This window comes from Pseudomonas sp. D47, assembly GCF_045447305.1.
GTDB lineage: Bacteria > Pseudomonadota > Gammaproteobacteria > Pseudomonadales > Pseudomonadaceae > Aquipseudomonas.
In genome coordinates this window covers 1-25,608 of the sequence record NZ_JBJGXU010000029.1, presented here as the reverse complement: position 1 = coordinate 25,608, position 25,608 = coordinate 1, and the positions used below count along the sequence as shown (strand labels likewise).

The following is a 25,608-nucleotide window of genomic DNA, read 5'->3' as shown; positions in this document are numbered from 1 at the left end:
AAATTAAAGTTTCGGGAGAGTAAATCATGGGCAAAATTATCGGTATCGACCTGGGGACTACCAACTCCTGCGTCTCCGTGCTGGAAAACGGTGTTGCTAAAGTTATCGAAAACGCCGAAGGCGCGCGTACCACGCCGTCGATCATTGCTTACGCCAACGACGGTGAAATCCTCGTCGGTCAGTCGGCCAAGCGTCAGGCTGTGACCAATCCGCATAACACCCTGTACGCGGTGAAGCGTCTGATCGGTCGTAAGTTCGATGAAGAAGTCGTACAGAAAGACATCAAGATGGTCCCTTACAAAATCGCCAAGGCTGACAACGGTGACGCCTGGGTTGAAGTAAACGGCCAGAAAATGTCGCCGCCGCAAATCTCGGCTGAAATCTTGAAAAAGATGAAGAAAACCGCCGAAGACTACCTCGGTGAAGCAGTGACTGAAGCGGTGATCACCGTTCCGGCCTACTTCAACGACAGCCAGCGCCAGGCGACTAAAGACGCCGGCCGCATCGCGGGCCTGGACGTAAAACGTATCATCAACGAACCCACCGCAGCTGCACTGGCTTACGGTATGGACAAGGCCAAAGGCGACCACACTGTGATCGTTTATGACCTGGGTGGCGGTACGTTCGACGTCTCCGTGATCGAGATCGCTGAAGTTGACGGCGAGCACCAGTTTGAAGTGTTGGCCACTAACGGTGACACCTTCCTGGGTGGTGAAGACTTTGACATTCGTCTGATCGACTACCTCGTTGAAGAATTCAAGAAAGAAAGCGGCATGAACCTCAAAGGTGACCCGCTGGCGATGCAGCGCCTGAAAGAAGCCGCTGAGAAAGCCAAGATCGAGCTGTCTTCCGCTCAGTCGACCGACGTGAACCTGCCGTACATCACTGCAGACGCCACCGGTCCTAAGCACTTGAACGTGAAGATCTCGCGTTCCAAGCTGGAAGCGCTGGTTGAAGATCTGGTTCAACGCACCATCGAGCCTTGCCGCATCGCGCTGAAAGACTCTGGTATCGACGTTGGCGCGATCAACGACGTGATCCTGGTTGGCGGTCAGACCCGTATGCCACTGGTTCAGAAGCTGGTTACCGAGTTCTTCGGCAAAGAAGCGCGTAAAGACGTGAACCCGGACGAAGCTGTTGCCATGGGTGCTGCTATCCAAGGTGCGGTACTGGCCGGCGACGTGAAAGACGTGCTGCTGCTGGACGTCAGCCCGCTGACCCTGGGTATCGAAACCATGGGCGGCGTGATGACCGCGCTGATCGAGAAAAACACCACGATTCCTACCAAGAAATCGCAAGTGTTCTCGACTGCCGACGACAACCAAGGCGCAGTGACTATTCACGTGCTGCAAGGTGAGCGTAAGCAAGCTGCTCAGAACAAGTCCCTGGGCAAGTTCGACCTGGCTGAGATTCCGCCAGCACCACGTGGCGTGCCACAAATTGAAGTGACCTTCGACATCGACGCCAACGGCATTCTGCACGTAGGTGCTAAAGACAAGGCCACTGGCAAAGAGCAGAAGATCACCATCAAGGCCAACTCCGGTCTGTCTGATGAAGAAATTCAACAGATGATTCGTGATGCTGAAGCCAATGCTGATGCGGATGCTAAGTTTGCTGAGCTGGCCGGCGCCCGTAACCAAGGCGATGCCCTGGTTCACTCGACGCGCAAAATGGTCTCCGAAGCGGGCGACAAAGTGACCGCTGAAGAGAAAACCGCAATCGAAGCGGCAGTGGTTGCCCTGGAAACCGCCATTAAAGGCGACGACAAGGCTGCCATCGAGGCCAAGGTTGAGGAGCTGTCGAAAGTCTCCGCACCGGTTGCTCAGAAAATGTACGCCGAACAAGGCCAGCCGGCAGAAGGCGCTGCACAACACGCAGAACCTGAAGCCAAGCACGACGACGTTGTCGATGCCGAGTTCGAAGAAGTTAAAGACCACAAGTAAGTTGGTCGCCCGGTTGACCGCTATCAAGCGGTGACTGGTAGGATGTCGCCGCGCGGGAGCTTGCTCCCGCGTTGGCGTGTCTGGGGTATGCGAATTTTTACAACATGCGACAAGGTTCGGGTGTTGGCGGTGTGACTGGGAATGCTCCTGCTTCCTGGCGGCAGTCACCGCGTTTTTGGCCGGGTCCCTGGCTAAAAGCAGTAATGACCAGGATCGTTGAATTGACGTGAGTTGGGTCCGGGCCTGTATTGGGGCTCAACGAGTTTGGCAAGGCTCAGGAGGGTCTGGCCGAACGTCCTTAAGAGTGCAAAAACTTATGGCAAAGCGTGACTATTACGAAGTATTGGGTGTGGAGCGCGGTTCCAGCGAGGCGGACCTGAAAAAGGCTTACCGTCGCCTGGCGATGAAGCACCACCCGGACCGTAATCCGGATAGCAAAGAATCCGAAGAGATGTTCAAAGAGGCCAATGAAGCCTATGAATGCCTGAGTGATCCGAACAAGCGTGCGGCCTACGACCAGTATGGCCATGCCGGTGTCGACCCAAGCATGGGTGGCGGCGGTGCCGGTTTTGGTGGTCAGAACTTCTCCGACATTTTTGGCGACGTATTCAGCGACTTCTTCGGTGGCTGTCGTGGCGGCCAGCGTGGCGGTGCCCAGCGTGGCAGCGACTTGCGCTACACGCTGGAGCTGAACCTGGAAGAAGCCGTGCGCGGCACTACCGTGAATATACGTGTGCCGACGCTGGTCAATTGCAAGCCATGCGACGGTTCGGGGGCCAAGAAGGGTTCCTCGCCGATCACATGCCCCACCTGTGGTGGTATCGGCCAGGTGCGCATGCAGCAGGGCTTCTTCTCGGTGCAGCAGACTTGCCCGCGTTGCCATGGCCAGGGCAAGATCATTTCCGATCCGTGCGACTCCTGCCACGGCGAAGGCCGCGTCGAAGAGTACAAGACCCTTTCGGTGAAAGTGCCGGCGGGTGTCGATACCGGTGATCGCATTCGCCTGTCGGGCGAAGGCGAGGCGGGGGCTCAAGGTGGCCCTACGGGCGACCTGTACGTGGTGATCAATGTGCGCGAGCATTCGATCTTCCAGCGCGACGGCAAACACCTGTTCTGCGAAGTGCCTATCAGCTTTGTCGACGCGGCCCTGGGTGGCGAGTTGGAGATTCCGACGCTGGACGGTCGAGTCAAGCTCAAGATCCCGGAAGGCACGCAGACCGGCAAACAGTTCCGCATCCGTGGCAAGGGTGTTGCGCCTGTGCGTGGTGGCGGTGCTGGCGACCTGATGTGCCGCGTAGCGGTGGAAACGCCAGTTAACTTGGGTCGCCGTCAGCGCGAACTGCTGGAAGAGTTCCGCAGCTCGTTGGAAGGCGATGACTCGCATTCGCCGAAAACCACCGGCTTTTTCGATGGTGTGAAGCGCTTCTTCGGCGACCTCTAAGGAAGTGAGTATGCGACGTATAGCCGTAATGGGCGCTGCCGGGCGCATGGGCAAGACCTTGGTCGAGGCGGTGCAGCAGGGCTCGCCGGCCTCCGGGCTAACGGCGGCGATTGTTCGCCCCGGTAGCACGTTGATCGGTGCGGACGCCGGTGAGCTGGCCTCGTTGGGGCGCATCGGTGTTTCGCTGTCGGGCAACCTTGAGCAGGTGGCTGACGAGTTCGACGTGCTGATCGATTTCACATTGCCGGAGGTGATGCTGAAAAACCTGGCGTTCTGCCGCAAGGCGGGCAAGGCCATGGTGATCGGTACTACGGGCTTGAGTGCTGAGCAGAAGCAGTTGCTGGTGGAGGCGGGCAAGGATATTCCGGTCGTCTTCGCTGCCAATTTCAGTGTCGGCGTGAACCTGTCGCTCAAGTTACTGGACCTGGCGGCGCGTGTGCTGGGTGATGAAGCGGATATCGAGATCATCGAAACTCATCACCGGCACAAGATCGACGCGCCGTCGGGTACTGCGTTGCGCATGGGTGAGGCAATTGCCGATGCGCTGGGGCGGGACCTGTCGAAAGTCGCCGTGTATGGTCGTGAAGGCCACACCGGTGCGCGTGCACGTGACACCATCGGCTTTGCCACCGTGCGTGGTGGTGATGTGGTCGGTGATCACACTGTGCTGTTCGCCACCGAAGGCGAGCGCCTGGAGATCACGCATAAGGCATCCAGCCGCATGACGTTCGCCAAGGGTGCGGTGCGTGCCGCGCTTTGGTTGGAAGGTCGTGAGGCGGGGCTGTATGACATGCGTGATGTGCTGGATCTGCACTAATCAGTAGCTAAAACGGGGCCTCAGGATTATCCTGAGGCCCCGTTTTTACCCGCTAAGCGACGTCCTGTCGCATTCCCCTGCCTTTAAGGCTCATTAGCGGTGGACCAAAAAAGCCTTTTTCTGTAAGCTACAGCTTTAGTGTGTCCACTAAAAGCGCGCAGAATAATTCAGTGAAGAAGCGGGGTGACGTGTCCATACGTCACTCCGCTTTTTTACAACCTGCGATCGCCCTTTCAGGCTTTATTTACGGGAGGTCTTCTTGACTAAGCCAGCCATACTCGCCCTTGCTGATGGCAGCATTTTTCGCGGCGAAGCCATTGGAGCCGACGGTCAAACCGTTGGAGAGGTAGTGTTCAACACTGCCATGACCGGCTATCAGGAAATCCTTACCGATCCTTCCTACGCCCAACAGATCGTTACCCTGACCTATCCGCACATCGGCAACACCGGTACTACACCGGAAGACGTCGAGTCTGATCGTGTCTGGTCGGCCGGCCTGGTCATTCGTGACCTGCCACTGGTTGCGAGCAACTGGCGTAACACGATGTCGCTGTCCGATTACCTGAAAGCCAACAACGTTGTGGCGATCGCCGGTATCGATACGCGCCGCCTGACACGCATCCTGCGTGAAAAAGGCTCGCAGAACGGCTGCATCATGGCGGGTGACAATATTTCCGAAGCAGCGGCAATTGCCGCAGCGCAAGGCTTCCCTGGCCTGAAAGGCATGGACCTGGCGAAAGAAGTCAGCACCAAAGAGCAGTACGAGTGGCGCTCCACTGTCTGGGACTTGAAGACCGACAGCCACGAGACCATCGCTGCTGCTGACCTGCCTTACCACGTAGTCGCCTACGACTACGGCATCAAGTACAACATCCTGCGCATGCTGGTCGAGCGCGGTTGCCGCGTGACCGTGGTGCCAGCGCAAACCCCAGCCAGCGACGTGCTGGCCCTGCAGCCGGACGGTGTGTTCCTGTCCAACGGCCCGGGTGACCCGGAGCCTTGCGACTACGCCATCAAGGCGATCAAGGAAGTGCTGGAAACCGAGATCCCGGTATTCGGTATCTGCCTCGGTCACCAGCTGCTGGCCCTGGCTTCCGGTGCCAAGACCCTGAAAATGGGGCATGGCCACCACGGTGCCAACCACCCGGTGCAAGACCTGGACACTGGTGTGGTGATGATCACCAGCCAGAACCACGGCTTTGCGGTGGATGAAGCGACCTTGCCGGCTAACGTTCGCGCAATTCACAAGTCGCTGTTCGATGGTTCCTTGCAAGGCATCGAGCGCACTGACAAGAGTGCGTTCAGCTTCCAGGGCCACCCTGAAGCAAGCCCGGGCCCGAACGACGTAGCGCCGCTGTTCGACCGTTTCATCAATGAGATGGCCAAGCGACGCTGACTGAGTGGCTTGCGGGCGGCCCCGAACCTCGGTGGCCCCCGCAGGCTCTTCAAAGAGTGTTCAAGACGGCTTGCCGACTGACCTGCGGATTTGAGTGACAAACCCATGCCAAAACGTACAGACATAAAAAGCATCCTGATTCTCGGCGCTGGCCCGATCGTGATCGGCCAGGCCTGCGAGTTCGACTACTCCGGCGCCCAGGCTTGTAAAGCCCTGCGCGAAGAGGGTTACCGCGTCATCCTGGTGAACTCCAACCCGGCCACCATCATGACCGACCCGGACATGGCCGACGCCACCTACATCGAACCGATCAAGTGGCAGACCGTTGCCAAGATCATCGAGAAAGAGCGTCCGGACGCACTGCTGCCGACCATGGGCGGCCAGACTGCATTGAACTGCGCCCTGGACCTGGAGCGCGAAGGCGTCCTGGAAAAATTCGGCGTAGAGATGATCGGTGCGAATGCCGACACCATCGACAAGGCTGAAGACCGTTCGCGTTTCGACAAAGCCATGAAGTCCATCGGCCTTGACTGCCCGCGTTCCGGTATCGCCCACAGCATGGAAGAGGCCAACGCGGTTCTCGAAAAGCTCGGCTTCCCGTGCATCATTCGTCCATCCTTCACCATGGGCGGCACCGGTGGCGGTATTGCTTACAACCGTGAAGAGTTCGAAGAAATCTGCGCGCGTGGTCTGGACCTGTCGCCGACTAAAGAACTGCTGATCGACGAATCCCTGATCGGCTGGAAAGAGTACGAAATGGAGGTTGTCCGCGATAAGAAGGACAACTGCATCATCGTTTGCTCCATCGAAAACTTCGACCCGATGGGCGTGCACACGGGTGACTCGATCACCGTTGCTCCGGCACAGACCCTGACGGACAAGGAATACCAGATCATGCGTAACGCCTCGTTGGCGGTATTGCGTGAGATCGGCGTTGAAACCGGCGGTTCCAACGTTCAGTTCGGTATCTGCCCGGACACCGGTCGTATGGTTGTGATCGAGATGAACCCGCGTGTATCGCGTTCTTCGGCGCTGGCATCGAAAGCGACCGGTTTCCCGATTGCGCGCATCGCTGCCAAGCTGGCGATCGGTTACACCCTGGACGAGCTGCAAAACGAAATCACTGGCGGCGCTACACCGGCCTCCTTTGAGCCGTCTATCGACTACGTTGTGACCAAGCTGCCGCGCTTTGCATTCGAGAAATTCCCGAAAGCCGACGCACGCCTGACCACTCAGATGAAGTCGGTTGGTGAAGTCATGGCCATCGGCCGGACCTTCCAGGAATCCCTGCAGAAAGCCCTGCGTGGTCTGGAAGTAGGCGTTTGCGGCCTGGACGAGAAGCTCGACCTGAGCAACCCGGAAAGCATGAGCGTGCTCAAGCGCGAGCTGACCGTGCCGGGCGCCGAGCGCATCTGGTACGTAGCCGATGCTTTCCGCGCCGGCATGACCGTCGAAGATATCTTCGGCATGAACATGATCGACCCGTGGTTCTTGGTGCAGATCGAAGATCTGATCAAGGAAGAAGAGAAGGTCAAGACCCTCGGTCTGTCCTCTATCGACCGCGACCTGATGTTCCGCCTCAAGCGCAAAGGTTTCTCCGACATGCGCTTGGCCAAGCTGCTGGGTGTGACCGAGAAGAACCTGCGCACGCATCGCCACAAGCTGGACATCTTTCCGGTCTACAAGCGCGTTGACACCTGCGCCGCCGAGTTCGCAACCGACACCGCGTACCTGTACTCCACTTACGAGGAAGAGTGCGAAGCCGCGCCGTCGGGCCGTGACAAGATCATTATCCTGGGTGGCGGTCCAAACCGTATCGGCCAAGGCATCGAGTTCGACTATTGCTGCGTACACGCCGCCCTCGCCCTGCGCGAAGACGGGTACGAGACCATCATGGTCAACTGCAACCCGGAAACTGTTTCCACTGACTACGATACTTCCGACCGTCTGTACTTCGAGCCAGTAACGCTGGAAGACGTGCTGGAAATCTGTCGCGTCGAGAAGCCTAAAGGCGTGATCGTCCAGTACGGCGGCCAAACCCCGCTGAAACTGGCTCGCGCCTTGGAAGCCGCTGGTGTGCCGATCATCGGCACCAGCCCTGACGCCATCGACCGTGCCGAAGACCGTGAGCGCTTCCAGCAAATGGTTGAACGCTTGAACCTGCGTCAGCCGCCAAACGCCACTGTGCGCAGCGAAGACGAAGCCATCCGTGCAGCCAGCAAGATCGGCTACCCGCTGGTCGTGCGTCCGTCCTACGTACTGGGCGGCCGGGCGATGGAAATCGTCTACGAAGAAGAAGAGCTCAAGCGTTACCTGCGTGATGCGGTGAAAGTGTCCAACGACAGCCCGGTGCTGCTGGACCACTTCCTCAACTGCGCCATCGAAATGGACGTGGACGCGGTGTGCGACGGTACCGACGTGGTGATCGGCGCGATCATGCAGCACATCGAACAAGCGGGCGTTCACTCCGGTGACTCCGCCTGCTCGCTGCCACCGTACTCGCTGCCGGCGCACATCCAGGACGAGATGCGTGAACAGGTCAAGAAAATGGCCCTGGAACTGGGCGTTGTCGGCCTGATGAACGTTCAGTTGGCGCTGCAAGGCGAAGACATCTACGTCATCGAAGTCAACCCGCGTGCTTCGCGTACCGTGCCATTTGTTTCCAAGTGCATCGGTGTGTCCCTGGCCATGATCGCCGCGCGCGTGATGGCGGGCAAGACCCTGAAGGAAATCGGCTTCACCAAGGAAATTATTCCGAACTTCTACAGCGTGAAAGAGGCGGTGTTCCCGTTCGCCAAATTCCCTGGTGTGGACCCGATCCTGGGCCCAGAGATGAAGTCCACCGGTGAAGTGATGGGTGTGGGCGATACCTTCGGTGAAGCGTTCGCCAAGGCGCAGATGGGTGCCAGCGAAGTGCTGCCAACCGGTGGTACCGCGTTTATCAGCGTGCGTGATGATGACAAACCACTGGTTGCAGGCGTAGCCCGTGATCTGATCAACTTGGGCTTTGAAGTCGTGGCCACTGCCGGGACCGCTAAGCTGATCGAAGCTGCCGGCCTGAAAGTGCGTCGCGTGAACAAGGTGACGGAAGGCCGTCCGCACGTGGTCGACATGATCAAGAATGACGAAGTCACGCTGATCATCAACACCACAGAGGGTCGCCAGTCGATCGCGGACTCCTACTCCATTCGTCGTAATGCCTTGCAGCACAAGATCTACTGCACCACCACTATTGCTGCTGGCGAAGCCATCTGCGAAGCGCTCAAGTTCGGTCCAGAAAAGACCGTGCGTCGCTTGCAGGATCTACACGCAGGATTGAAGGCATGATCAAATACCCAATGACTGTCCAGGGCGCCAAGGCCCTGGAAGAGGAACACGCCCATCTGACCAAGGTCGTCCGTCCGAAGCTGAGCCAGGACATCGGTACGGCCCGCGAACTGGGTGACTTGAAGGAAAACGCTGAATACCACGCTGCTCGCGAGCAGCAGGGTATGGTCGAGGCGCGGATCCGTGACATCGAAGGCCGTATGCAGAATGCGGTGGTCATCGACGTCACGACCATCCCGAAGTCCGGCAAAGTGATTTTCGGCACCACCGTGGAAATCGCCAACGTCGAGACTGATGAGCGCGTTGTTTACCACATCGTGGGTGAAGACGAAGCCGACTTCAAACTCGGCAAGATCTCTGTTGGTTCCCCACTCGCCCGTGCCTTGATTGCCAAGGAAGAGGGTGACGTGGTGGCTGTGAAAACGCCCGGTGGCGTTATCGAGTACGAGATTGTTGAAGTTCGTCACATCTGAAAGACGGCGCCCGCTTCATGCGGGCGCCATGCTTTGGCAGCTTGCCCAGATGCTTTGGGTGGGCGGCGTGTGGTTGTTACACATTGGTATATTACCGACGCTGGGCCTGATTGGCCTGGCGCCGTTGCTGATCGATGAGATCGACGGATTGCTAAGTGCGCTGCTGGTGGTTTTTGCGGCGGCGTGCGTGACGCTCCAAGTGCTGGTGCTGATCAAGGCCGAAGGCTTGGAGAGTTTGTGGCGGGATATTCGCGGCCAGCTGCTGTTGATGGCGCTGTATGCATGCGCAATGTTCTGCGTGGTGCATGTGTGGCTGCCGCAAGCGTTGCGCTGGCAGCTATTCAGCTATCTTGTGCTAGGGTTCTCCGGCCTGGTGCTGGTTATACAGCCGGCGCCTGGGTGGAGTGGCGGGGCGCGCGAAGCGCGCCCGTGACCCTTGTTGTCATTTGAAAGCTACTTGAAGCGGTGTACGTTCGACAGTTGCTTGTTGACGCTGAAGTTCTTGCGATACAGCAGCGCCATCTTGCCGATGACCTGAACCAGGTCCGCTTTGCCGACCTTGCACAGTTCTGCAATGGCGGCCAAACGCGCTTCGCGGTCAAGGATGTTGACCTTGATCTTGATCAGTTCGTGATCGCCCAATGCGCGTTCAAGTTCGGCTAACACACCTTCAGTCAAACCGTTGTCTGCCACAATCAGAACTGGTTTCAGATGGTGGCCAATGGATTTGTACTGTTTCTTCTGCTCTTGAGTGAGCGGCATAATCTGACCCCTGCGTCTGATCTTGTAAAAAGCGGCGGCCAGTTTACCCGAGCGAGTCCGGGACCGCCCAGTTAATCACGACCCGTTTTATTTTTCGAGGTGGCCCGTGGCCCGTTCCAAAACTAGTCTTAAGTGGCTGCAAGAGCATTTCAACGATCCTTACGTCAAAAAGGCGCAAAAGGACGGCTACCGTTCGCGGGCCAGCTACAAGCTGCTGGAGATCCAGGACAAGGACAAATTGATTCGTCCGGGCATGAGCGTTATTGATCTTGGCGCGGCCCCCGGTGGCTGGTCCCAAGTGACCAGTCGTCTGATTGGTGGGCAGGGCCGCTTGATTGCTTCCGACATCCTGGAAATGGACAGCATCCCGGATGTGACCTTTGTTCATGGTGACTTCACCCAGGACACCGTGCTCGCAGAGATCCTCGAAGCCGTGGGAAATTCGCAGGTAGACCTTGTGATTTCCGACATGGCCCCCAATATGAGTGGATTACCGGCCGTCGATATGCCGCGAGCGATGTTCCTTTGTGAATTGGCTCTGGATCTGGCAGGTCGGGTTTTGCGTCCTGGTGGTGATTTTCTGGTGAAAGTCTTCCAAGGCGAAGGTTTTGACGAGTACCACAAGAACATCCGCAAGCTGTTCGATAAGGTGCAGACGCGTAAACCTGACTCTTCACGGGACAGGTCTCGAGAGCAGTACCTGCTGTGCCGTGGGTTCCGCGGTGTCGAAGGCGCGGCGAGCGAAGAGCGTTTTTGAGAAATTCGAGGAGGGCGATAGGTTTTTTTATGTCGCTTTCGTCACGAAGCTTTACGAATATTGTGTAGTCAAAGTTTCACAAAGGGTTACAGACGGCGCCTGCCAGAGTTGTAGGTAATGTAGTAAGTTAGGCCGGTGAATATCATGCGAAGCGCGCGCCAGTAGCGGAGCTTGCTTCAGAGGGTAGTTAATTGAACGATATGGCAAAGAATCTGATCCTGTGGTTGATCATCGCGGCTGTCCTGGTGACGGTGATGAACAACTTCTCCAGCCCTAATGAGCCGCAGACCCTCAACTATTCCGACTTCATCCAGCAAGTTAAGGATGGCAAGGTCGAGCGCGTAGCGGTTGATGGCTACGTAATTACCGGCAAGCGCAGCGATGGCGATAGCTTCAAGACCATTCGTCCGGCAATCCAGGACAACGGTCTGATCGGCGACCTGGTGGATAACCACGTAGTCGTTGAAGGCAAGCAGCCTGAGCAGCAGAGCATCTGGACTCAACTCCTGGTGGCCAGCTTCCCGATCCTGGTGATTATCGCCGTGTTCATGTTCTTCATGCGCCAGATGCAAGGTGGTGCGGGAGGCAAGGGCGGGCCGATGAGCTTCGGCAAGAGCAAGGCGCGCCTGCTCTCCGAAGATCAGGTGAAGACCACCCTGGCTGATGTTGCAGGTTGCGATGAAGCCAAGGAAGAAGTGGGCGAGCTGGTTGAATTCCTGCGCGATCCGGGCAAGTTCCAGCGCCTGGGTGGCCGTATTCCTCGCGGTGTGCTGATGGTCGGTCCTCCGGGTACCGGTAAAACCTTGCTGGCCAAGGCAATTGCCGGCGAAGCCAAGGTGCCTTTCTTCACCATTTCCGGTTCTGACTTCGTCGAGATGTTCGTCGGTGTGGGTGCCAGCCGCGTTCGCGATATGTTCGAACAGGCCAAGAAGCACGCGCCATGCATCATCTTCATCGATGAAATCGACGCCGTTGGTCGCCATCGTGGTGCCGGCATGGGCGGTGGTCATGATGAGCGTGAACAGACCCTCAACCAGTTGCTGGTAGAGATGGACGGCTTCGAAATGAATGACGGCATCATCGTCATCGCTGCGACTAACCGTCCTGACGTACTCGACCCAGCGCTGCTGCGTCCAGGTCGTTTCGACCGTCAGGTTGTGGTTGGCCTGCCGGATATCCGTGGTCGCGAACAGATTCTGAAAGTGCACATGCGCAAAGTGCCAATGGGTGACGACGTTGCTCCGGCCGTGATTGCCCGTGGTACTCCAGGTTTCTCCGGTGCCGACCTGGCCAACTTGGTGAACGAGGCTTCGTTGTTCGCAGCCCGTACCGGCAAGCGCATCGTGGAAATGAAAGAGTTCGAGTTGGCGAAAGACAAGATCATGATGGGCGCCGAGCGCAAATCGATGGTCATGTCCGAAAAAGAGAAGCAGAACACCGCTTATCACGAAGCTGGTCACGCCATTGTGGGTCGCGTTGTGCCTGAGCATGACCCGGTCTACAAAGTGTCGATCATCCCTCGTGGTCGGGCGCTGGGTGTCACTATGTTCCTGCCGGAAGAGGACCGTTACAGCCTCTCCAAGCGTGCACTGATCAGCCAGATCTGCTCGCTGTACGGTGGTCGAATTGCTGAAGAAATGACCCTGGGCTTTGACGGTGTAACCACCGGTGCCTCCAACGACATCATGCGTGCCAGCCAGATTGCACGGAACATGGTGACCAAGTGGGGCTTGTCGGAAAAACTTGGCCCATTGATGTATGCCGAGGAAGAAGGCGAAGTGTTCCTGGGTCGTGGCGGTGGCGGTCAAGCCGCCAGCTTCTCCGGTGAGACAGCTAAGCTGATCGACTCCGAGGTGCGCAGTATCATTGACCAGTGCTACGGCACGGCCAAGCAGATCCTGACCGACAACCGCGACAAGCTGGATGCCATGGCTGATGCGCTGATGAAGTACGAAACCATTGATGCCGACCAGATCGACGACATCATGGCAGGTCGTACACCTCGTGAGCCTCGCGATTGGGAAGGCGGTTCAGGTACTTCTGGCACTCCGCCAGTGGTTCAGAACGAACGCCCTGAAACCCCGATCGGCGGCCCGGCAGCTGACCTCTAAGGTTTGAAATGACTTCTGCGTTGTCCTCCACCCGGTTGCCTTGCGGCAACCGGGTTCTTGATTTGGCCCATACACATGTCATGGGCATTCTTAATGTAACCCCTGATTCCTTTTCTGACGGCGGCCGTTTCAGCCAGCTGGATGCCGCATTGCGTCATGCCGAAGCGATGGTGGCGGCTGGCGCAACGTTGATTGATGTCGGCGGCGAGTCGACTCGCCCTGGCGCTCGTGTTGTTTCTCCCGCCGAGGAGCTGGAGCGCGTGGCGCCGATAGTCGAGCTTATTGCTCGCGAGTTGGACGTAATCATATCGGTCGATACATCCACCCCAGCCGTGATGCGTGAGACGGCACGTCTGGGGGCGGGGCTCATCAATGACGTCCGCTCGCTGCAGCGCGACGGCGCCCTGGATGCTGCGGCGGCAACCGGTCTGCCGGTGTGCCTGATGCATATGCTGGGAGAGCCCGGCAATATGCAGGACAGCCCGCACTACGATGACCTCGTTGGCGAAGTGAGCGGGTTCCTTGCCGAACGTATTGCTCAGTGCGCCAAGGTGGGGATTGCTGCCGAAAAGATCATCCTTGATCCTGGGTTTGGCTTCGCCAAGACCCTTCAACACAATTTAAGCCTGTTCAAGCATATGCAAGCCTTGCATGCCCTTGGTCGGCCCCTTTTGGTCGGCGTTTCGCGCAAGAGCATGATAGGGCTGGCCTTGAGCCGTCCTGTAGGTGAGCGGCTGTACGGTGGGCTGGCGCTGGCGGCGCTGGCCGTGACCAAAGGTGCGCGTATTTTGCGTGTGCATGACGTCGCCGAGACGGTCGATGTGGTGCGTATGCTTGCTGCTGTAGAATCAGCCGAATAAGAATGATGGAGCACTTATGACTAAAAAATATTTTGGCACCGACGGTATCCGTGGCCGTGTCGGCGAATTCCCGATTACTCCTGATTTCATGCTCAAGCTGGGTTGGGCGGCAGGCATGGCGTTCCGCAGCATGGGCGCGTGCCGCATCCTGGTAGGCAAAGACACCCGGATTTCGGGGTATATGTTTGAGTCGGCGCTGGAGGCAGGTTTATCCGCCGCCGGTGCTGATGTAATGCTGCTGGGCCCTATGCCGACACCGGCGATCGCCTACCTGACGCGTACCTTTCACGCTGAAGCCGGTATCGTGATCAGTGCCTCGCACAATCCCCATGATGACAACGGCATCAAGTTTTTCTCGGGCCAGGGCACCAAGCTGCCGGACGAGATCGAGCTGATGATTGAAGAGCTGCTGGATGCACCGATGACCGTGGTCGAGTCCAGCAAGCTGGGTAAGGTCTCGCGCATCAACGACGCCTCTGGTCGTTATATCGAATTCTGCAAGAGTAGCGTGCCGACCAGCACCAATTTTGCCGGCCTGAAGATCGTCGTCGATTGTGCGCACGGTGCAACCTACAAGGTCGCTCCGAGTGTATTCAAAGAGCTGGGTGCCGACGTGACAGTGCTGTCGGCCCAGCCGAATGGTTTGAATATCAACGATAACTGCGGCTCTACCCATATGGAGCAGCTGCAGGCGACCGTTCTGGCTGAGCATGCTGACTTGGGTATCGCCTTTGATGGCGATGGTGACCGCGTGTTGATGGTGGATCACACCGGTACTGTTGTTGATGGCGATGACTTGCTGTTTATCATTGCTCGCGATCTGCATGAGCGTAACAAGCTGCAAGGTGGTGTCGTCGGTACGCTGATGAGCAATCTTGGGCTTGAGCTGGCCTTGGCAGAGCTGGGGATCCCATTTGTTCGCGCCAATGTCGGTGACCGCTATGTAATCGCCGAGCTGCTGGAGCGTAACTGGCAGGTGGGTGGTGAGAACTCTGGGCATGTTGTCTGCTTCCAGCACACCACCACGGGCGATGCCATTATTGCTGCGCTGCAAGTGTTGCTGTCCTTGCGTCGTCGCGAAGAGAGTCTCGCTCAGGCGCGTCAGGCGCTGCGCAAGTGCCCGCAAGTTCTGCTCAATGTGCGTTTCGCCGGTGGTGAAAACCCGATCGAGCACCCTGCTGTCAAAGACGCCTGCGAGCGCGTGACCCAGGCAATGGCGGGGCGTGGGCGGGTGTTGCTGCGCAAGTCCGGCACAGAGCCTTTGGTGCGTGTCATGGTCGAAGGTGAAGACGAAGCACAGGTTCGCGGCCATGCCGAGGACCTGGCAAAACTGGTAACTGAAATTTGCGCCTGAATTCGGCTTGCCAGTGATGATGTGGTTGGGTAACATCTGCGCCCACTTTGACCGACGAGGTACAGCATGCGTCGCACTATGGTAGCTGGTAACTGGAAGATGCACGGTACCCGCGCCAGTGTCGCTGAGCTGATAAACGGCCTTCGTCACTTGGCCTTGCCTAGCGGTGTTGATGTCGCGGTTTTTCCGCCTTGCTTGCATATCAACCAGGTTGTTGATGGCTTGAAAGGTAAGTCGATTCAGGTCGGCGCGCAGAATTCTGCGGTGGAGCCCATGCAAGGTGCGTTGACCGGTGAGATTTCGCCGAGTCAGTTGGTAGATGCGGGTTGTTCCTATGTGCTTGTCGGGCACTCCGAGCGCCGTCAAATGATGGGCGAACGTGATGGGACACTCAATCGCAAGTTCGCAGCAGCACAGGCTTGTGGCCTGATTCCAGTGTTGTGCATAGGGGAGACTCTTGAGCAGCGTGAATCGGGCAAGACTCTTGAAGTTGTCTCGCGTCAGCTGGGCAGCATCATCGAGGAGTTGGGTGTTGGTGCATTTGCAAAGGCAGTAATTGCTTACGAGCCGGTCTGGGCCATTGGCACCGGGCTGACTGCTACACCGCAACAGGCGCAGGATGTGCACGCAGCCATCCGCGCGCAGTTGGCGGCAGAGAATTCTGAAATCGCACAAGGTGTGCGGCTTCTATACGGCGGCAGCGTGAAGGCGGCCAATGCGGTCGAACTGTTCGGCATGCCGGATATCGATGGGGGGCTCATTGGTGGAGCTTCCCTGAATGCAGATGAGTTCGGTGCGATCTGTCGCGCCGCGGGAAACTGAAAAAATGCTGGAAACAGTCGTAGTCGTTTTTCATCTGTTGGCTGCCCTGGGCGTAATTGCCCTGGTTTTGTTGCAACAGGGTAAAGGTGCGGATGCTGGTGCGTCTTTCGGTGCAGGTGCTTCAAATACTGTATTCGGAAGCCAAGGTTCCTCTACCTTTCTTAGTAAGTTTACTGCTATACTTGCCGCCGGTTTCTTCATAACCAGCTTGGGGTTAGGTTACTATGCTAAAGAGAAAGCTCATGTGCTGGCTCAAGTAGGTCTCCCAAATCCAGCAGTGTTGGAAGTACCAAAAGCAAAACCGGCTTCTGATGATGTCCCGGTGCTTCAAGAGCAAAAGTCGGCTTCTCCAGCGACTGACGTACCTCCAGCTCAAGAGCAGAAGTAAGAAGGGTTGTAAGCGCTGTATTGCCGAGGTGGTGGAATTGGTAGACACGCAACCTTGAGGTGGTTGTGCCCATAGGGTGTAGGGGTTCGAGTCCCCTTCTCGGTACCAATTATCAGGAGAGCCCGCTGTTGCGGGCTTTCTTGTAGGTGGAAGGTTACATTGACCCTGTAAAGGATCGGTCGTATACTTCCGCCCCAGCTTTGTCGCGGGGTGGAGCAGTCTGGTAGCTCGTCGGGCTCATAACCCGAAGGTCGTCGGTTCAAATCCGGCCCCCGCAACCAGTTTTAGCGGAGCCCCTTTTAAGGGGCTTTTTGTTAGCTGGACACTTTCAACGCCGCTGTTCGACGGCGTTTCAAGGATGGGCGTTTCGCCCATTTTTTTATTTTGCACAGCATGCACATACATGCACGAGGGGGTTCAGGTGTCGAGCAAGCTAGAAGAGTTGCAGGCCTTGTTGGCCCCGGTGGTCGTGGCCCTAGGCTATGAATGCTGGGGTATTGAGTTTTCGGCTCAAGGTCGCCACTCAATGTTGCGCGTTTATATCGATAAAGAGGGCGGCGTGCTGGTGGACGATTGTGCCATTGTCAGCCGTCAGATCAGCGGTGTGCTGGATGTTGAAGATCCAATCGCCGTTGAGTACACCCTCGAAGTTTCCTCGCCTGGCATGGAACGCCCACTGTTCACTATTGATCAGTTTGCAAAATTTGCCGGTGAACAAGTGAAGATCAAGCTGCGCTCTCCCTTTGAAGGGCGACGCAACTTTCAGGGCCTTCTGCGCGGTGTAGAAGAACAGGATGTCGTGGTGCAGGTAGAAGACCATGAATTCCTGTTGCCGATCGATATGATCGACAAGGCCAACATTATTCCCAGTTTTGACTGAGACGCGGATCCCGCGGATCCAATGGCTTGCGAAAGGCGAGGCGTACGATGAGCAAAGAAGTACTGCTGGTTGTTGAGTCGGTATCCAATGAAAAGGGCGTACCGGCAAACGTGATTTTTGAAGCGCTGGAGCTGGCCTTGGCCACTGCTACCAAAAAGCGTTTTGAAGACGAAGTTGATCTGCGTGTGGAAATCAACCGCCACACCGGTGCCTATGAGACTTTCCGTCGCTGGACGGTCGTCGAAGAAGCCGATCTTGATGATCCGGCCATCGAAACTTGGCCAAGCAAGGTTGCCGAAACGCATCCTGGCGCCAATGTCGGTGATGTCGTCGAAGAAAAGATCGAGTCGATCGAATTCGGCCGTATTGCTGCACAGACCGCCAAGCAGGTCATCGTGCAGAAGGTTCGCGAAGCCGAGCGCGCTCAAGTCGTTGACGCTTATCGCGAGCGCCTGGGTGAGATCATCTCCGGCACCGTGAAAAAAGTTACCCGCGACAACGTGATCGTCGACTTGGGCAATAACGCTGAAGCGTTGTTGGCCCGCGAAGACATCATTTCTCGCGAAACCTTCCGTGTCGGCGTGCGTCTGCGTGCGCTGCTCAAGGAAATCCGCACCGAGAACCGCGGCCCGCAGTTGATCCTGTCGCGTACCGCGCCGGAAATGCTGATCGAGCTGTTCCGTATCGAAGTGCCGGAAATTGCCGAAGGCCTGATCGAAGTCATGGCTGCGTCCCGCGACCCGGGTTCGCGCGCCAAGATCGCGGTCCGCTCCAAGGACAAACGCATCGACCCGCAGGGCGCTTGCATTGGTATGCGTGGTTCACGCGTCCAGGCAGTGTCGGGCGAATTGGGCGGTGAGCGTGTGGACATCGTCCTGTGGGACGATAACCCGGCGCAGTTCGTGATCAACGCCATGTCGCCAGCTGAAGTGGCGGCAATTATCGTTGACGAAGATGCCCATGCAATGGACATCGCCGTTGGCGCAGACAATCTGGCTCAGGCCATTGGTCGTGGTGGTCAGAACGTGCGTCTGGCCAGCCAACTGACCGGCTGGACCCTGAACGTGATGACCGAATCGGACATCCAGGCTAAGCAGCAAGCTGAAACCGGTGACATCCTGCGCAACTTCATCGACGAGCTGGAAGTCGACGAAGACCTGGCGCAGGTACTGGTAGATGAAGGCTTCACCAGCCTGGAAGAGATTGCCTACGTACCGTTGGAAGAAATGCTCAACATCGACGGCTTTGACGAAGACACCGTCAACGAGCTTCGCGCTCGGGCCAAGGATCGTTTGTTGACTAAAGCCATCGCTACTGAGGAAAAGCTGGCAGACGCCCATCCGGCCGAAGACCTGCTCTCGCTTGAGGGTATGGACAAGGATTTGGCGATGGAACTGGCGGTGCGCGGCGTAATTACCCGCGAAGACCTGGCCGAGCAGTCTATTGACGATCTGCTCGACATCGACGGCATTGACGATGATCGTGCCGGCAAGTTGATCATGGCCGCCCGAGCCCATTGGTTCGAGTAACTAGGCGCGGCCTGAGGAGAGAAGTGCATGACGCAAGTCACGGTGAAACAACTGGCCGATGAGGTCAAAACACCGGTAGAGCGCCTGTTGCAGCAGATGCGTGAGGCAGGTCTGCCGCACACCGCCGCCGATGAAGGTGTGAGCGATAGTGAGAAGCAGTCTTTGCTGACTCACTTGAAGAGCAGCCACAAGGCGAAAGTGGAAGAACCGCGCAAGATTACATTGCAGCGCAAAACCACCAGCACCCTGCGTGTTGCTGGTAGCAAGAGCATCAGCGTTGAAGTACGCAAGAAGAAAGTCTTCGTACAGCGCAGCCCGGAAGAAATCGAAGCCGAGCGCAAACGCGAACTGGAAGAACGTCGCGCAGTAGAAAATGCTGCTCGTCAGAAGGCTGAAGAAGAAGCCAAGCGTCGCACCGAAGAAGAAGCGCGTCGCCAGCCTACTGCTGCGCAACCTGCTGGTACTGAAGCGGTCGCCGCTCCTGTAGCGCCTGTTGAAGCTGTGCGTGAGGCCGCTCCGGTTGCCGCTGCACCTGCTCCTGCAGCAGACGCTCGCAAGCGCGACGAACCTCGTCGTCCGGACAAGCCACGTGCCGACGATAACAATCGTCGCGGTGGTGGTGCTGATGGCGAGCGCAAAAACGCTCCGCATCGTGCCTCGGTCAAAGAGAAAGCGCCTGCTCCACGCGTTGCTCCACGTACTACCGACGAAGAAAGCGATGGCTTCCGTCGTGGTGGTCGCGGCAAGGCCAAGCTGAAAAAACGCAACGCCCACGGTTTCCAGAGCCCAACCGGCCCTGTCGTGCGTGATGTGCAGATCGGCGAGACCATTTCTGTTGGCGATCTCGCCAATCAGATGTCGGTCAAGGCTGCTGAAATCATCAAGTTCATGTTCAAACTGGGTACTCCAGCGACTATCAACCAGGTGCTTGATCAGGAAACTGCTCAGCTCGTGGCTGAGGAGTTGGGCCATAAAGTGACCCTGGTCAGCGACACCGCCTTGGAAGATTCCCTGGCCGAGTCCTTGAAGTTTGAAGGTGAAACCTTCTCCCGTGCGCCAGTCGTGACCGTAATGGGCCACGTTGACCATGGTAAGACTTCCCTGCTCGACTATATCCGTCGTGCCAAGGTAGCTGCTGGCGAAGCCGGCGGTATCACCCAGCACATCGGTGCCTACCACGTTGAAACCGAACGCGGCATGGTCACCTTCCTCGACACCCCAGGTCACGCCGCGTTTACCGCAATGCGTGCCCGTGGTGCCAAGGCGACTGACATCGTGATCCTGGTAGTTGCAGCGGACGACGGCGTGATGCCGCAGACCATTGAAGCTGTCCAGCACGCCAAGGCCGCTGGTGTTCCACTGGTTGTTGCAGTGAACAAAATCGACAAGCCGGGCGCTGATCTCGATCGCATCCGTAGCGAGCTGTCGGTTCACGGCGTGACTTCCGAAGAGTGGGGCGGTGATACGCCGTTCGTTTCGGTTTCGGCGAAAGTCGGTACCGGTGTAGACGAGCTGCTCGAAGCGGTTCTGCTGCAAGCTGAAGTACTCGAACTGAAAGCAACTCCATCGGCCCCGGGTCGCGGTGTTGTGGTTGAATCGCGTCTCGACAAAGGTCGTGGCCCGGTTGCAACCGTTCTGGTTCAAGACGGTACCCTGCGCCAAGGCGACATGGTGCTGGTCGGTTCGAACTACGGCCGTGTACGTGCCATGCTCGACGAGAACGGCAAGCCAATCAAAGAAGCCGGTCCTTCCATCCCTGTCGAGATTCTCGGCCTGGACGGTACCCCGGACGCTGGCGACGAGATGAGCGTGGTTGCTGACGAGAAGAAAGCCCGTGAAGTGGCTCTGTTCCGTCAAGGCAAGTTCCGCGAAGTCAAGCTGGCCCGTGCTCACGCCGGCAAGCTGGAAAACATCTTCGAAAACATGGGCCAGGCAGAGAAGAAGACGCTCAACATCGTCCTCAAATCTGACGTCCGTGGTTCGCTCGAAGCGTTGAACGGCGCCTTGAATGGCCTGGGTAACGACGAAGTGCAAGTGCGCGTTGTCGGTGGCGGTGTCGGTGGTATCACCGAGTCCGACGCCAACCTGGCACTGGCTTCCAACGCTGTACTGTTCGGATTCAACGTGCGTGCCGATGCTGGCGCTCGCAAGATCGTCGAGCAGGAAGGCCTGGACATGCGTTACTACAACGTCATCTACGACATCATCGAAGACGTCAAGAAAGCCCTTACCGGCATGCTTGGCAGCGACGTGCGGGAGAATATCCTGGGTGTTGCCGAGGTGCGTGACGTGTTCCGCTCGCCGAAATTCGGCGCGATCGCCGGTTGCATGGTTATCGAAGGTGTTGTGCACCGTAACCGTCCAATCCGTGTACTGCGTGAAGACATCGTTATCTTCGAAGGCGAGCTGGAATCCCTGCGCCGCTTCAAGGATGACGCTTCCGAAGTACGTGCCGGCATGGAATGCGGTATCGGCGTCAAGAGCTACAACGACGTCAAGGCTGGCGACAAGATCGAAGTCTACGAGAAGGTTCAGGTTGCTCGCAGCCTCTAACTCGCGCACTTCAGGAGCCACGGCGCGTGTGGGCATGCAAATGCCCCGCGCAGCGTACGGACTCTAAACGCAACGCCCGGTCTGGCTTTTGTCAGGCCGGGCGTTTGCCGCTTTCAGACCCCACGGGTTTCACCGTGTGGCAGTAACAGGTAACAAGACATGGCAAAAGAATACAGCCGTACCCAACGTATCGGCGATCAGATGCAGCGCGAGCTGGCCCAACTGATCCGTCGCGAAGTCAAAGACCCCCGTGTTGGCCTGGTGACCATCACCGCGGTTGAAGTGAGCCGCGACGTAGGTCACGCGAAGATCTTCATCACCGTGATGGGGCAGGACAGCAGCGAAGAAATCGCGCAAAGCATCAAGGTGCTCAACTCGGCAGCAGGTTTCCTGCGCATGCAGTTGGCCCGTGAAATGAAGCTGCGCAGCGTGCCTCAGTTGCACTTCCACTACGACGAAAGCGTCGTGCGTGGTGCGCACCTGTCGGCCCTGATCGAACGCGCCGTGGCTGAAGACAGCCAGCACCCGTCCACACCTGAAGACGCCAAGGAGTAAGCGGTGGCTCAGGTCAAACGTATCCGTCGCAACGTCAGCGGCATTATTCTGCTCGACAAGCCCATTGGCTTTACCTCCAATGCCGCCTTGCAGAAGGTCCGCTGGCTGCTCAATGCCGAGAAGGCCGGGCATACCGGCAGCCTCGACCCCTTGGCCACCGGTGTACTGCCGCTGTGCTTTGGTGAGGCGACCAAGTTCTCGCAATACCTGCTTGATTCCGACAAGGGTTACGAAACCCTGATGCAGCTGGGCAAGACCACTACCACGGCCGATGCCGAGGGTGATGTTTTGCAGGTTCGTGACGTGACCGTTGGTCGTGCTGATATTGAAGCTGCTTTGCCGGGTTTTCGTGGGCAAATCAGTCAGATACCGCCGATGTACTCGGCGCTCAAGCGTGATGGCCAGCCACTTTACAAGCTGGCACGTGCGGGCGAAGTAGTGGAGCGCGAACCGCGTTCTGTTACTATTGCGCGCTTGGAATTGCTCGCCTGTGAAGGCGACACTGCCCGCTTGGCCGTGGACTGCAGCAAAGGCACCTATATCCGTACCCTGGTGGAAGATATTGGTGAAAAGCTCGGTTGCGGCGCGTACGTTGCAGAACTGCGACGTACCCAGGCAGGGCCCTTCAGCCTGGCCCAGACGGTCACGCTGGAAGAGTTGGAGGCCGTACACGCCGAAGGCGGCAATGAAGCAGTTGATCGCTTCCTGATGCCATCGGACAGCGGTTTGCTGGATTGGCCATTGCTGCACTTCTCGGAGCACAGCGCGTTCTACTGGCTCAACGGCCAGCCGGTACGTGCCCCGGATGCTCCGAAGTTCGGCATGGTGCGGGTACAGGATCATAACGGTCGCTTCATCGGTATCGGTGAAGTGAGCGAAGACGGGCGTATAGCGCCGCGTCGACTGATTCGGTCAGAATGACCGGACGAGTGTGGCTGTTAACAGGCACGGTCAACACTCATTTTTAGATACAGGGATTTGTCCCTGGCCTGTTGAGACTGCCCTTTGGGTGGTTTCCTGAAAAAAGGATTGCCTCATGGCTCTCGACGTTCAAGAAAAAGCACAAATCGTAGCTGACTATCAGCAAGCTGTTGGTGACACTGGTTCGCCAGAAGTGCAAGTTGCACTGCTGACCCACAACATCAACAAGCTGCAAGGTCACTTCAAGGCCAACGGTAAAGATCACCACTCCCGTCGTGGTCTGATCCGCATGGTAAACCAGCGCCGTAAGCTGCTGGACTACCTGAAAGGCAAGGATCTGGGTCGTTATCAGGCTCTGATCGGTCGCCTGGGTCTGCGTCGCTAATCAGCGATTGCGCTAGAGGTTGGTTGTCTGCCGTGTGTCAGTGGGATTCCCGCTGGCCCATGGCAGGCTCCCAGCCTCAAGTTTTATCTGGATACACGTTTTACCCTGGACCAGGCTCGGGCCGATTCCCGACATTGCCCAAGAATTTCGCAAGAAGACAAGTTCCCCAAGAGCCACAAAGAAGGTAGGACACCGTGAACCCGGTTATCAAAAAATTCCAGTTCGGTCAGTCGACCGTTACCCTCGAGACAGGCCGTATCGCCCGTCAAGCCTCCGGCGCAGTGCTGGTCACCGTTGACGACGACGTCACCGTATTGGTGACCGTTGTTGGCGCCAAGACCGCTGACCCAAGCAAAGGCTTCTTCCCTCTTTCCGTTCACTACCAGGAAAAGACTTACGCTGCCGGTAAGATCCCTGGCGGTTTCTTCAAGCGCGAAGGCCGTCCTTCCGAAAAAGAAACCCTGACTTCCCGACTGATCGACCGTCCGATCCGTCCGCTGTTCCCAGAAGGCTTCATGAACGAAGTGCAGGTTGTCTGCACCGTCGTATCCACCAGCAAGAAGACCGATCCGGACATCGCTGCGATGATCGGCACCTCGGCTGCCCTGGCCATCTCCGGTATTCCTTTCGATGGCCCGATCGGCGCAGCTCGCGTTGCTTTCCACGAAAGCACCGGCTACCTGCTGAACCCGACTTACGAACAACAGAAAGCTTCGAGCCTGGACATGGTCGTTGCCGGTACTTCGGAAGCCGTGTTGATGGTTGAATCGGAAGCCAAAGAGCTCACCGAAGACCAGATGCTGGGTGCGGTACTGTTTGCTCACGACGAGTTCCAGGTTGTGATCAACGCTGTTAAAGAACTGGCTGCTGAAGCTGCCAAGCCAACCTGGACCTGGGCCCCACAGCCTGAAGCCACTGCTCTGCTGGGCGCTATCCGTGCCGAGTTCGGCGACGCGATCTCCCAGGCTTACACCATCACCATCAAGGCCGATCGTTACGCTCGCCTGGGTGAGCTGAAAGACCAGGTTGTTGCCAAGCTGTCCGGTGAAGAAGGCCAGCCTTCTTCCAGCGAAGTCAAAGCAGCTTTCGGCGAAATCGAATACCGCACCGTTCGCGAAAACATCGTAAACGGCAAGCCACGTATCGACGGCCGCGACACCAAAACTGTACGCCCTCTGAACATCGAAGTCGGTGTTCTGCCTAAGACCCACGGTTCGGCTCTGTTCACCCGTGGCGAAACCCAGGCCCTGGTTGTTGCAACACTGGGCACCGCCCGTGACGCACAGCTGCTGGACACCCTGGAAGGCGAGAAAAAAGACCCGTTCATGCTGCACTACAACTTCCCTCCGTTCTCGGTAGGTGAGTGTGGTCGCATGGGTGGTGCTGGTCGTCGTGAAATCGGTCACGGCCGTCTGGCCCGTCGTTCGATTGCAGCCATGCTGCCTGCCGCCGACGTGTTCCCGTACACCATTCGTGTGGTGTCGGAAATCACCGAGTCCAACGGTTCCAGCTCGATGGCTTCCGTTTGCGGTGCTTCCCTGGCACTGATGGACGCTGGTGTGCCGATGAAGGCGCCGGTTGCCGGTATCGCCATGGGCTTGGTTAAAGAAGGCGAGAAGTTCGCCATCCTGACCGACATCCTGGGTGACGAAGACCACCTGGGCGACATGGACTTCAAGGTAGCCGGTACCGCTAAAGGTGTTACCGCGCTGCAGATGGACATCAAGATCAAGGGCATCACCGAAGAGATCATGGAAATCGCTCTGGGCCAAGCCCTGGACGCGCGCCTGAACATCCTCGGTCAGATGAACCAGATCATTGGTCAGTCCCGTACCGAACTGTCGGAAAATGCTCCGACCATGATCGCGATGAAAATCGACACCGACAAAATCCGTGATGTTATCGGTAAAGGCGGCGCGACTATTCGTGCGATCTGCGAAGAGACCAAGGCTTCGATCGACATCGAAGACGACGGCTCGATCAAGATCTTCGGCGAAACCAAAGAAGCCGCAGAAGCTGCGCGTCAGCGCGTTCTGGGCATCACCGCTGAAGCCGAGATCGGCAAGATCTACGTGGGTAAGGTTGAGCGCATCGTCGACTTCGGCGCATTCGTCAACATCCTGCCGGGCAAAGACGGTCTGGTTCACATCTCCATGTTGAGCGACGCTCGCGTTGAGAAAGTGACCGACATTCTGAAAGAAGGCCAGGAAGTGGAAGTGCTGGTACTGGACGTGGACAACCGCGGCCGTATCAAGCTGTCCATCAAGGACGTAGCAGCAGCCAAGGCTTCGGGCGTTTAAACACCCGTAGGCTTAAGCTGAAAAAAAGGACCCT

At 57.5% G+C, this 25,608-nt stretch carries 21 protein-coding genes and 2 tRNA genes; 22 read left to right on the top strand and 1 reads right to left on the bottom strand.

Features of this window, described 5'->3' with window-relative positions:
- The first annotated feature begins 26 nt into the window (after nt 1–26).
- From dnaK to ACI77I_RS19025, 7 genes are all read left to right on the top strand, one after another.
- A complete protein-coding gene (gene dnaK / locus ACI77I_RS19055; RefSeq protein ID WP_094951703.1) occupies nt 27–1,943 on the top strand; it encodes a molecular chaperone DnaK in 1,917 nt (638 codons plus the stop codon).
- Nucleotides 1,944–2,259: 316 nt separating this feature from the next.
- Nucleotides 2,260–3,384, top strand: a complete 1,125-nt coding sequence (dnaJ, locus tag ACI77I_RS19050) for a molecular chaperone DnaJ (protein WP_406998165.1) — start codon at nt 2,260–2,262, stop codon at nt 3,382–3,384.
- 10 nt (nt 3,385–3,394) lie between these two features.
- A complete protein-coding gene (dapB, locus tag ACI77I_RS19045) occupies nt 3,395–4,201 on the top strand; it encodes a 4-hydroxy-tetrahydrodipicolinate reductase (RefSeq protein ID WP_094951705.1) in 807 nt (268 codons plus the stop codon).
- A gap of 259 nt (nt 4,202–4,460) precedes the next feature.
- On the top strand, nt 4,461–5,597 hold the full coding sequence (gene carA / locus ACI77I_RS19040) for a glutamine-hydrolyzing carbamoyl-phosphate synthase small subunit (protein ID WP_094951706.1): 1,137 nt from the start codon (nt 4,461–4,463) through the stop codon (nt 5,595–5,597).
- Nucleotides 5,598–5,702: 105 nt separating this feature from the next.
- Nucleotides 5,703–8,924, top strand: a complete 3,222-nt coding sequence (carB, locus tag ACI77I_RS19035; RefSeq protein WP_094951707.1) for a carbamoyl-phosphate synthase large subunit — start codon at nt 5,703–5,705, stop codon at nt 8,922–8,924.
- Nucleotides 8,921–9,397 carry a transcription elongation factor GreA gene (greA, locus tag ACI77I_RS19030; RefSeq protein WP_406998164.1) on the top strand — a complete coding sequence of 159 codons (477 nt, stop codon included), beginning with the start codon at nt 8,921–8,923 and terminating at the stop codon, nt 9,395–9,397. The genes carB and greA overlap by 4 nt, the downstream gene beginning before the upstream one ends.
- 28 nt (nt 9,398–9,425) lie before the next feature.
- Nucleotides 9,426–9,830 (top strand): MFS transporter, encoded by a 405-nt coding sequence (locus ACI77I_RS19025; protein ID WP_094951709.1) that lies wholly within the window; start codon nt 9,426–9,428, stop codon nt 9,828–9,830.
- 20 nt (nt 9,831–9,850) lie between these two features.
- On the opposite strand, the gene ACI77I_RS19020 is transcribed toward ACI77I_RS19025, so the two are convergent.
- Entirely contained in the window at nt 9,851–10,159 is a 309-nt protein-coding gene (locus ACI77I_RS19020) for a YhbY family RNA-binding protein (RefSeq protein WP_017139256.1), read from the bottom strand.
- Nucleotides 10,160–10,265: 106 nt separating this feature from the next.
- Here ACI77I_RS19020 and rlmE point away from each other — a divergent pair, with 106 nt between their 5' ends.
- The 15 genes from rlmE (at nt 10,266) to pnp (ending at nt 25,574) form a co-directional block, all read left to right on the top strand.
- The gene (gene rlmE / locus ACI77I_RS19015; RefSeq protein WP_065892263.1) at nt 10,266–10,916 is read left to right on the top strand and encodes a 23S rRNA (uridine(2552)-2'-O)-methyltransferase RlmE; all 651 of its coding nucleotides are present in this window, start codon (nt 10,266–10,268) and stop codon (nt 10,914–10,916) included.
- Between the two features lie 200 nt (nt 10,917–11,116).
- Nucleotides 11,117–13,027, top strand: a complete 1,911-nt coding sequence (ftsH, locus tag ACI77I_RS19010) for an ATP-dependent zinc metalloprotease FtsH (protein ID WP_242152587.1) — start codon at nt 11,117–11,119, stop codon at nt 13,025–13,027.
- Between the two features lie 8 nt (nt 13,028–13,035).
- Nucleotides 13,036–13,887 (top strand): dihydropteroate synthase, encoded by an 852-nt coding sequence (folP, locus tag ACI77I_RS19005; RefSeq protein ID WP_406998163.1) that lies wholly within the window; start codon nt 13,036–13,038, stop codon nt 13,885–13,887.
- A gap of 16 nt (nt 13,888–13,903) precedes the next feature.
- Nucleotides 13,904–15,241, top strand: coding sequence for a phosphoglucosamine mutase (glmM, locus tag ACI77I_RS19000; protein ID WP_263274013.1), 1,338 nt, complete (start codon nt 13,904–13,906; stop codon nt 15,239–15,241).
- A gap of 66 nt (nt 15,242–15,307) precedes the next feature.
- The gene (gene tpiA / locus ACI77I_RS18995) at nt 15,308–16,063 is read left to right on the top strand and encodes a triose-phosphate isomerase (RefSeq protein ID WP_083356722.1); all 756 of its coding nucleotides are present in this window, start codon (nt 15,308–15,310) and stop codon (nt 16,061–16,063) included.
- A gap of 4 nt (nt 16,064–16,067) precedes the next feature.
- Nucleotides 16,068–16,451 carry a preprotein translocase subunit SecG gene (secG, locus tag ACI77I_RS18990; protein WP_406998162.1) on the top strand — a complete coding sequence of 128 codons (384 nt, stop codon included), beginning with the start codon at nt 16,068–16,070 and terminating at the stop codon, nt 16,449–16,451.
- Between the two features lie 22 nt (nt 16,452–16,473).
- Nucleotides 16,474–16,559, top strand: a tRNA-Leu gene (locus ACI77I_RS18985).
- Between the two features lie 96 nt (nt 16,560–16,655).
- Nucleotides 16,656–16,732: transfer RNA gene (locus ACI77I_RS18980), tRNA-Met, on the top strand.
- A 140-nt stretch (nt 16,733–16,872) separates the two neighbouring features.
- Nucleotides 16,873–17,331 (top strand): ribosome maturation factor RimP, encoded by a 459-nt coding sequence (rimP, locus tag ACI77I_RS18975; RefSeq protein ID WP_032865935.1) that lies wholly within the window; start codon nt 16,873–16,875, stop codon nt 17,329–17,331.
- Between the two features lie 47 nt (nt 17,332–17,378).
- Nucleotides 17,379–18,860 carry a transcription termination factor NusA gene (gene nusA, locus ACI77I_RS18970; RefSeq protein ID WP_078739144.1) on the top strand — a complete coding sequence of 494 codons (1,482 nt, stop codon included), beginning with the start codon at nt 17,379–17,381 and terminating at the stop codon, nt 18,858–18,860.
- 27 nt (nt 18,861–18,887) lie between these two features.
- Nucleotides 18,888–21,413, top strand: a complete 2,526-nt coding sequence (gene infB / locus ACI77I_RS18965) for a translation initiation factor IF-2 (RefSeq protein WP_242152577.1) — start codon at nt 18,888–18,890, stop codon at nt 21,411–21,413.
- Nucleotides 21,414–21,572: 159 nt separating this feature from the next.
- Nucleotides 21,573–21,968 (top strand): 30S ribosome-binding factor RbfA, encoded by a 396-nt coding sequence (gene rbfA / locus ACI77I_RS18960; protein WP_016973761.1) that lies wholly within the window; start codon nt 21,573–21,575, stop codon nt 21,966–21,968.
- A 3-nt stretch (nt 21,969–21,971) separates the two neighbouring features.
- Nucleotides 21,972–22,889 (top strand): tRNA pseudouridine(55) synthase TruB, encoded by a 918-nt coding sequence (gene truB / locus ACI77I_RS18955; RefSeq protein WP_016976825.1) that lies wholly within the window; start codon nt 21,972–21,974, stop codon nt 22,887–22,889.
- 115 nt (nt 22,890–23,004) lie between these two features.
- Nucleotides 23,005–23,274 (top strand): 30S ribosomal protein S15, encoded by a 270-nt coding sequence (gene rpsO, locus ACI77I_RS18950; protein WP_003176135.1) that lies wholly within the window; start codon nt 23,005–23,007, stop codon nt 23,272–23,274.
- Between the two features lie 194 nt (nt 23,275–23,468).
- Complete coding sequence (gene pnp / locus ACI77I_RS18945; protein ID WP_094951715.1) at nt 23,469–25,574, top strand: polyribonucleotide nucleotidyltransferase; 2,106 nt, start codon at nt 23,469–23,471, stop codon at nt 25,572–25,574.
- Nucleotides 25,575–25,608 lie beyond the last annotated feature (34 nt).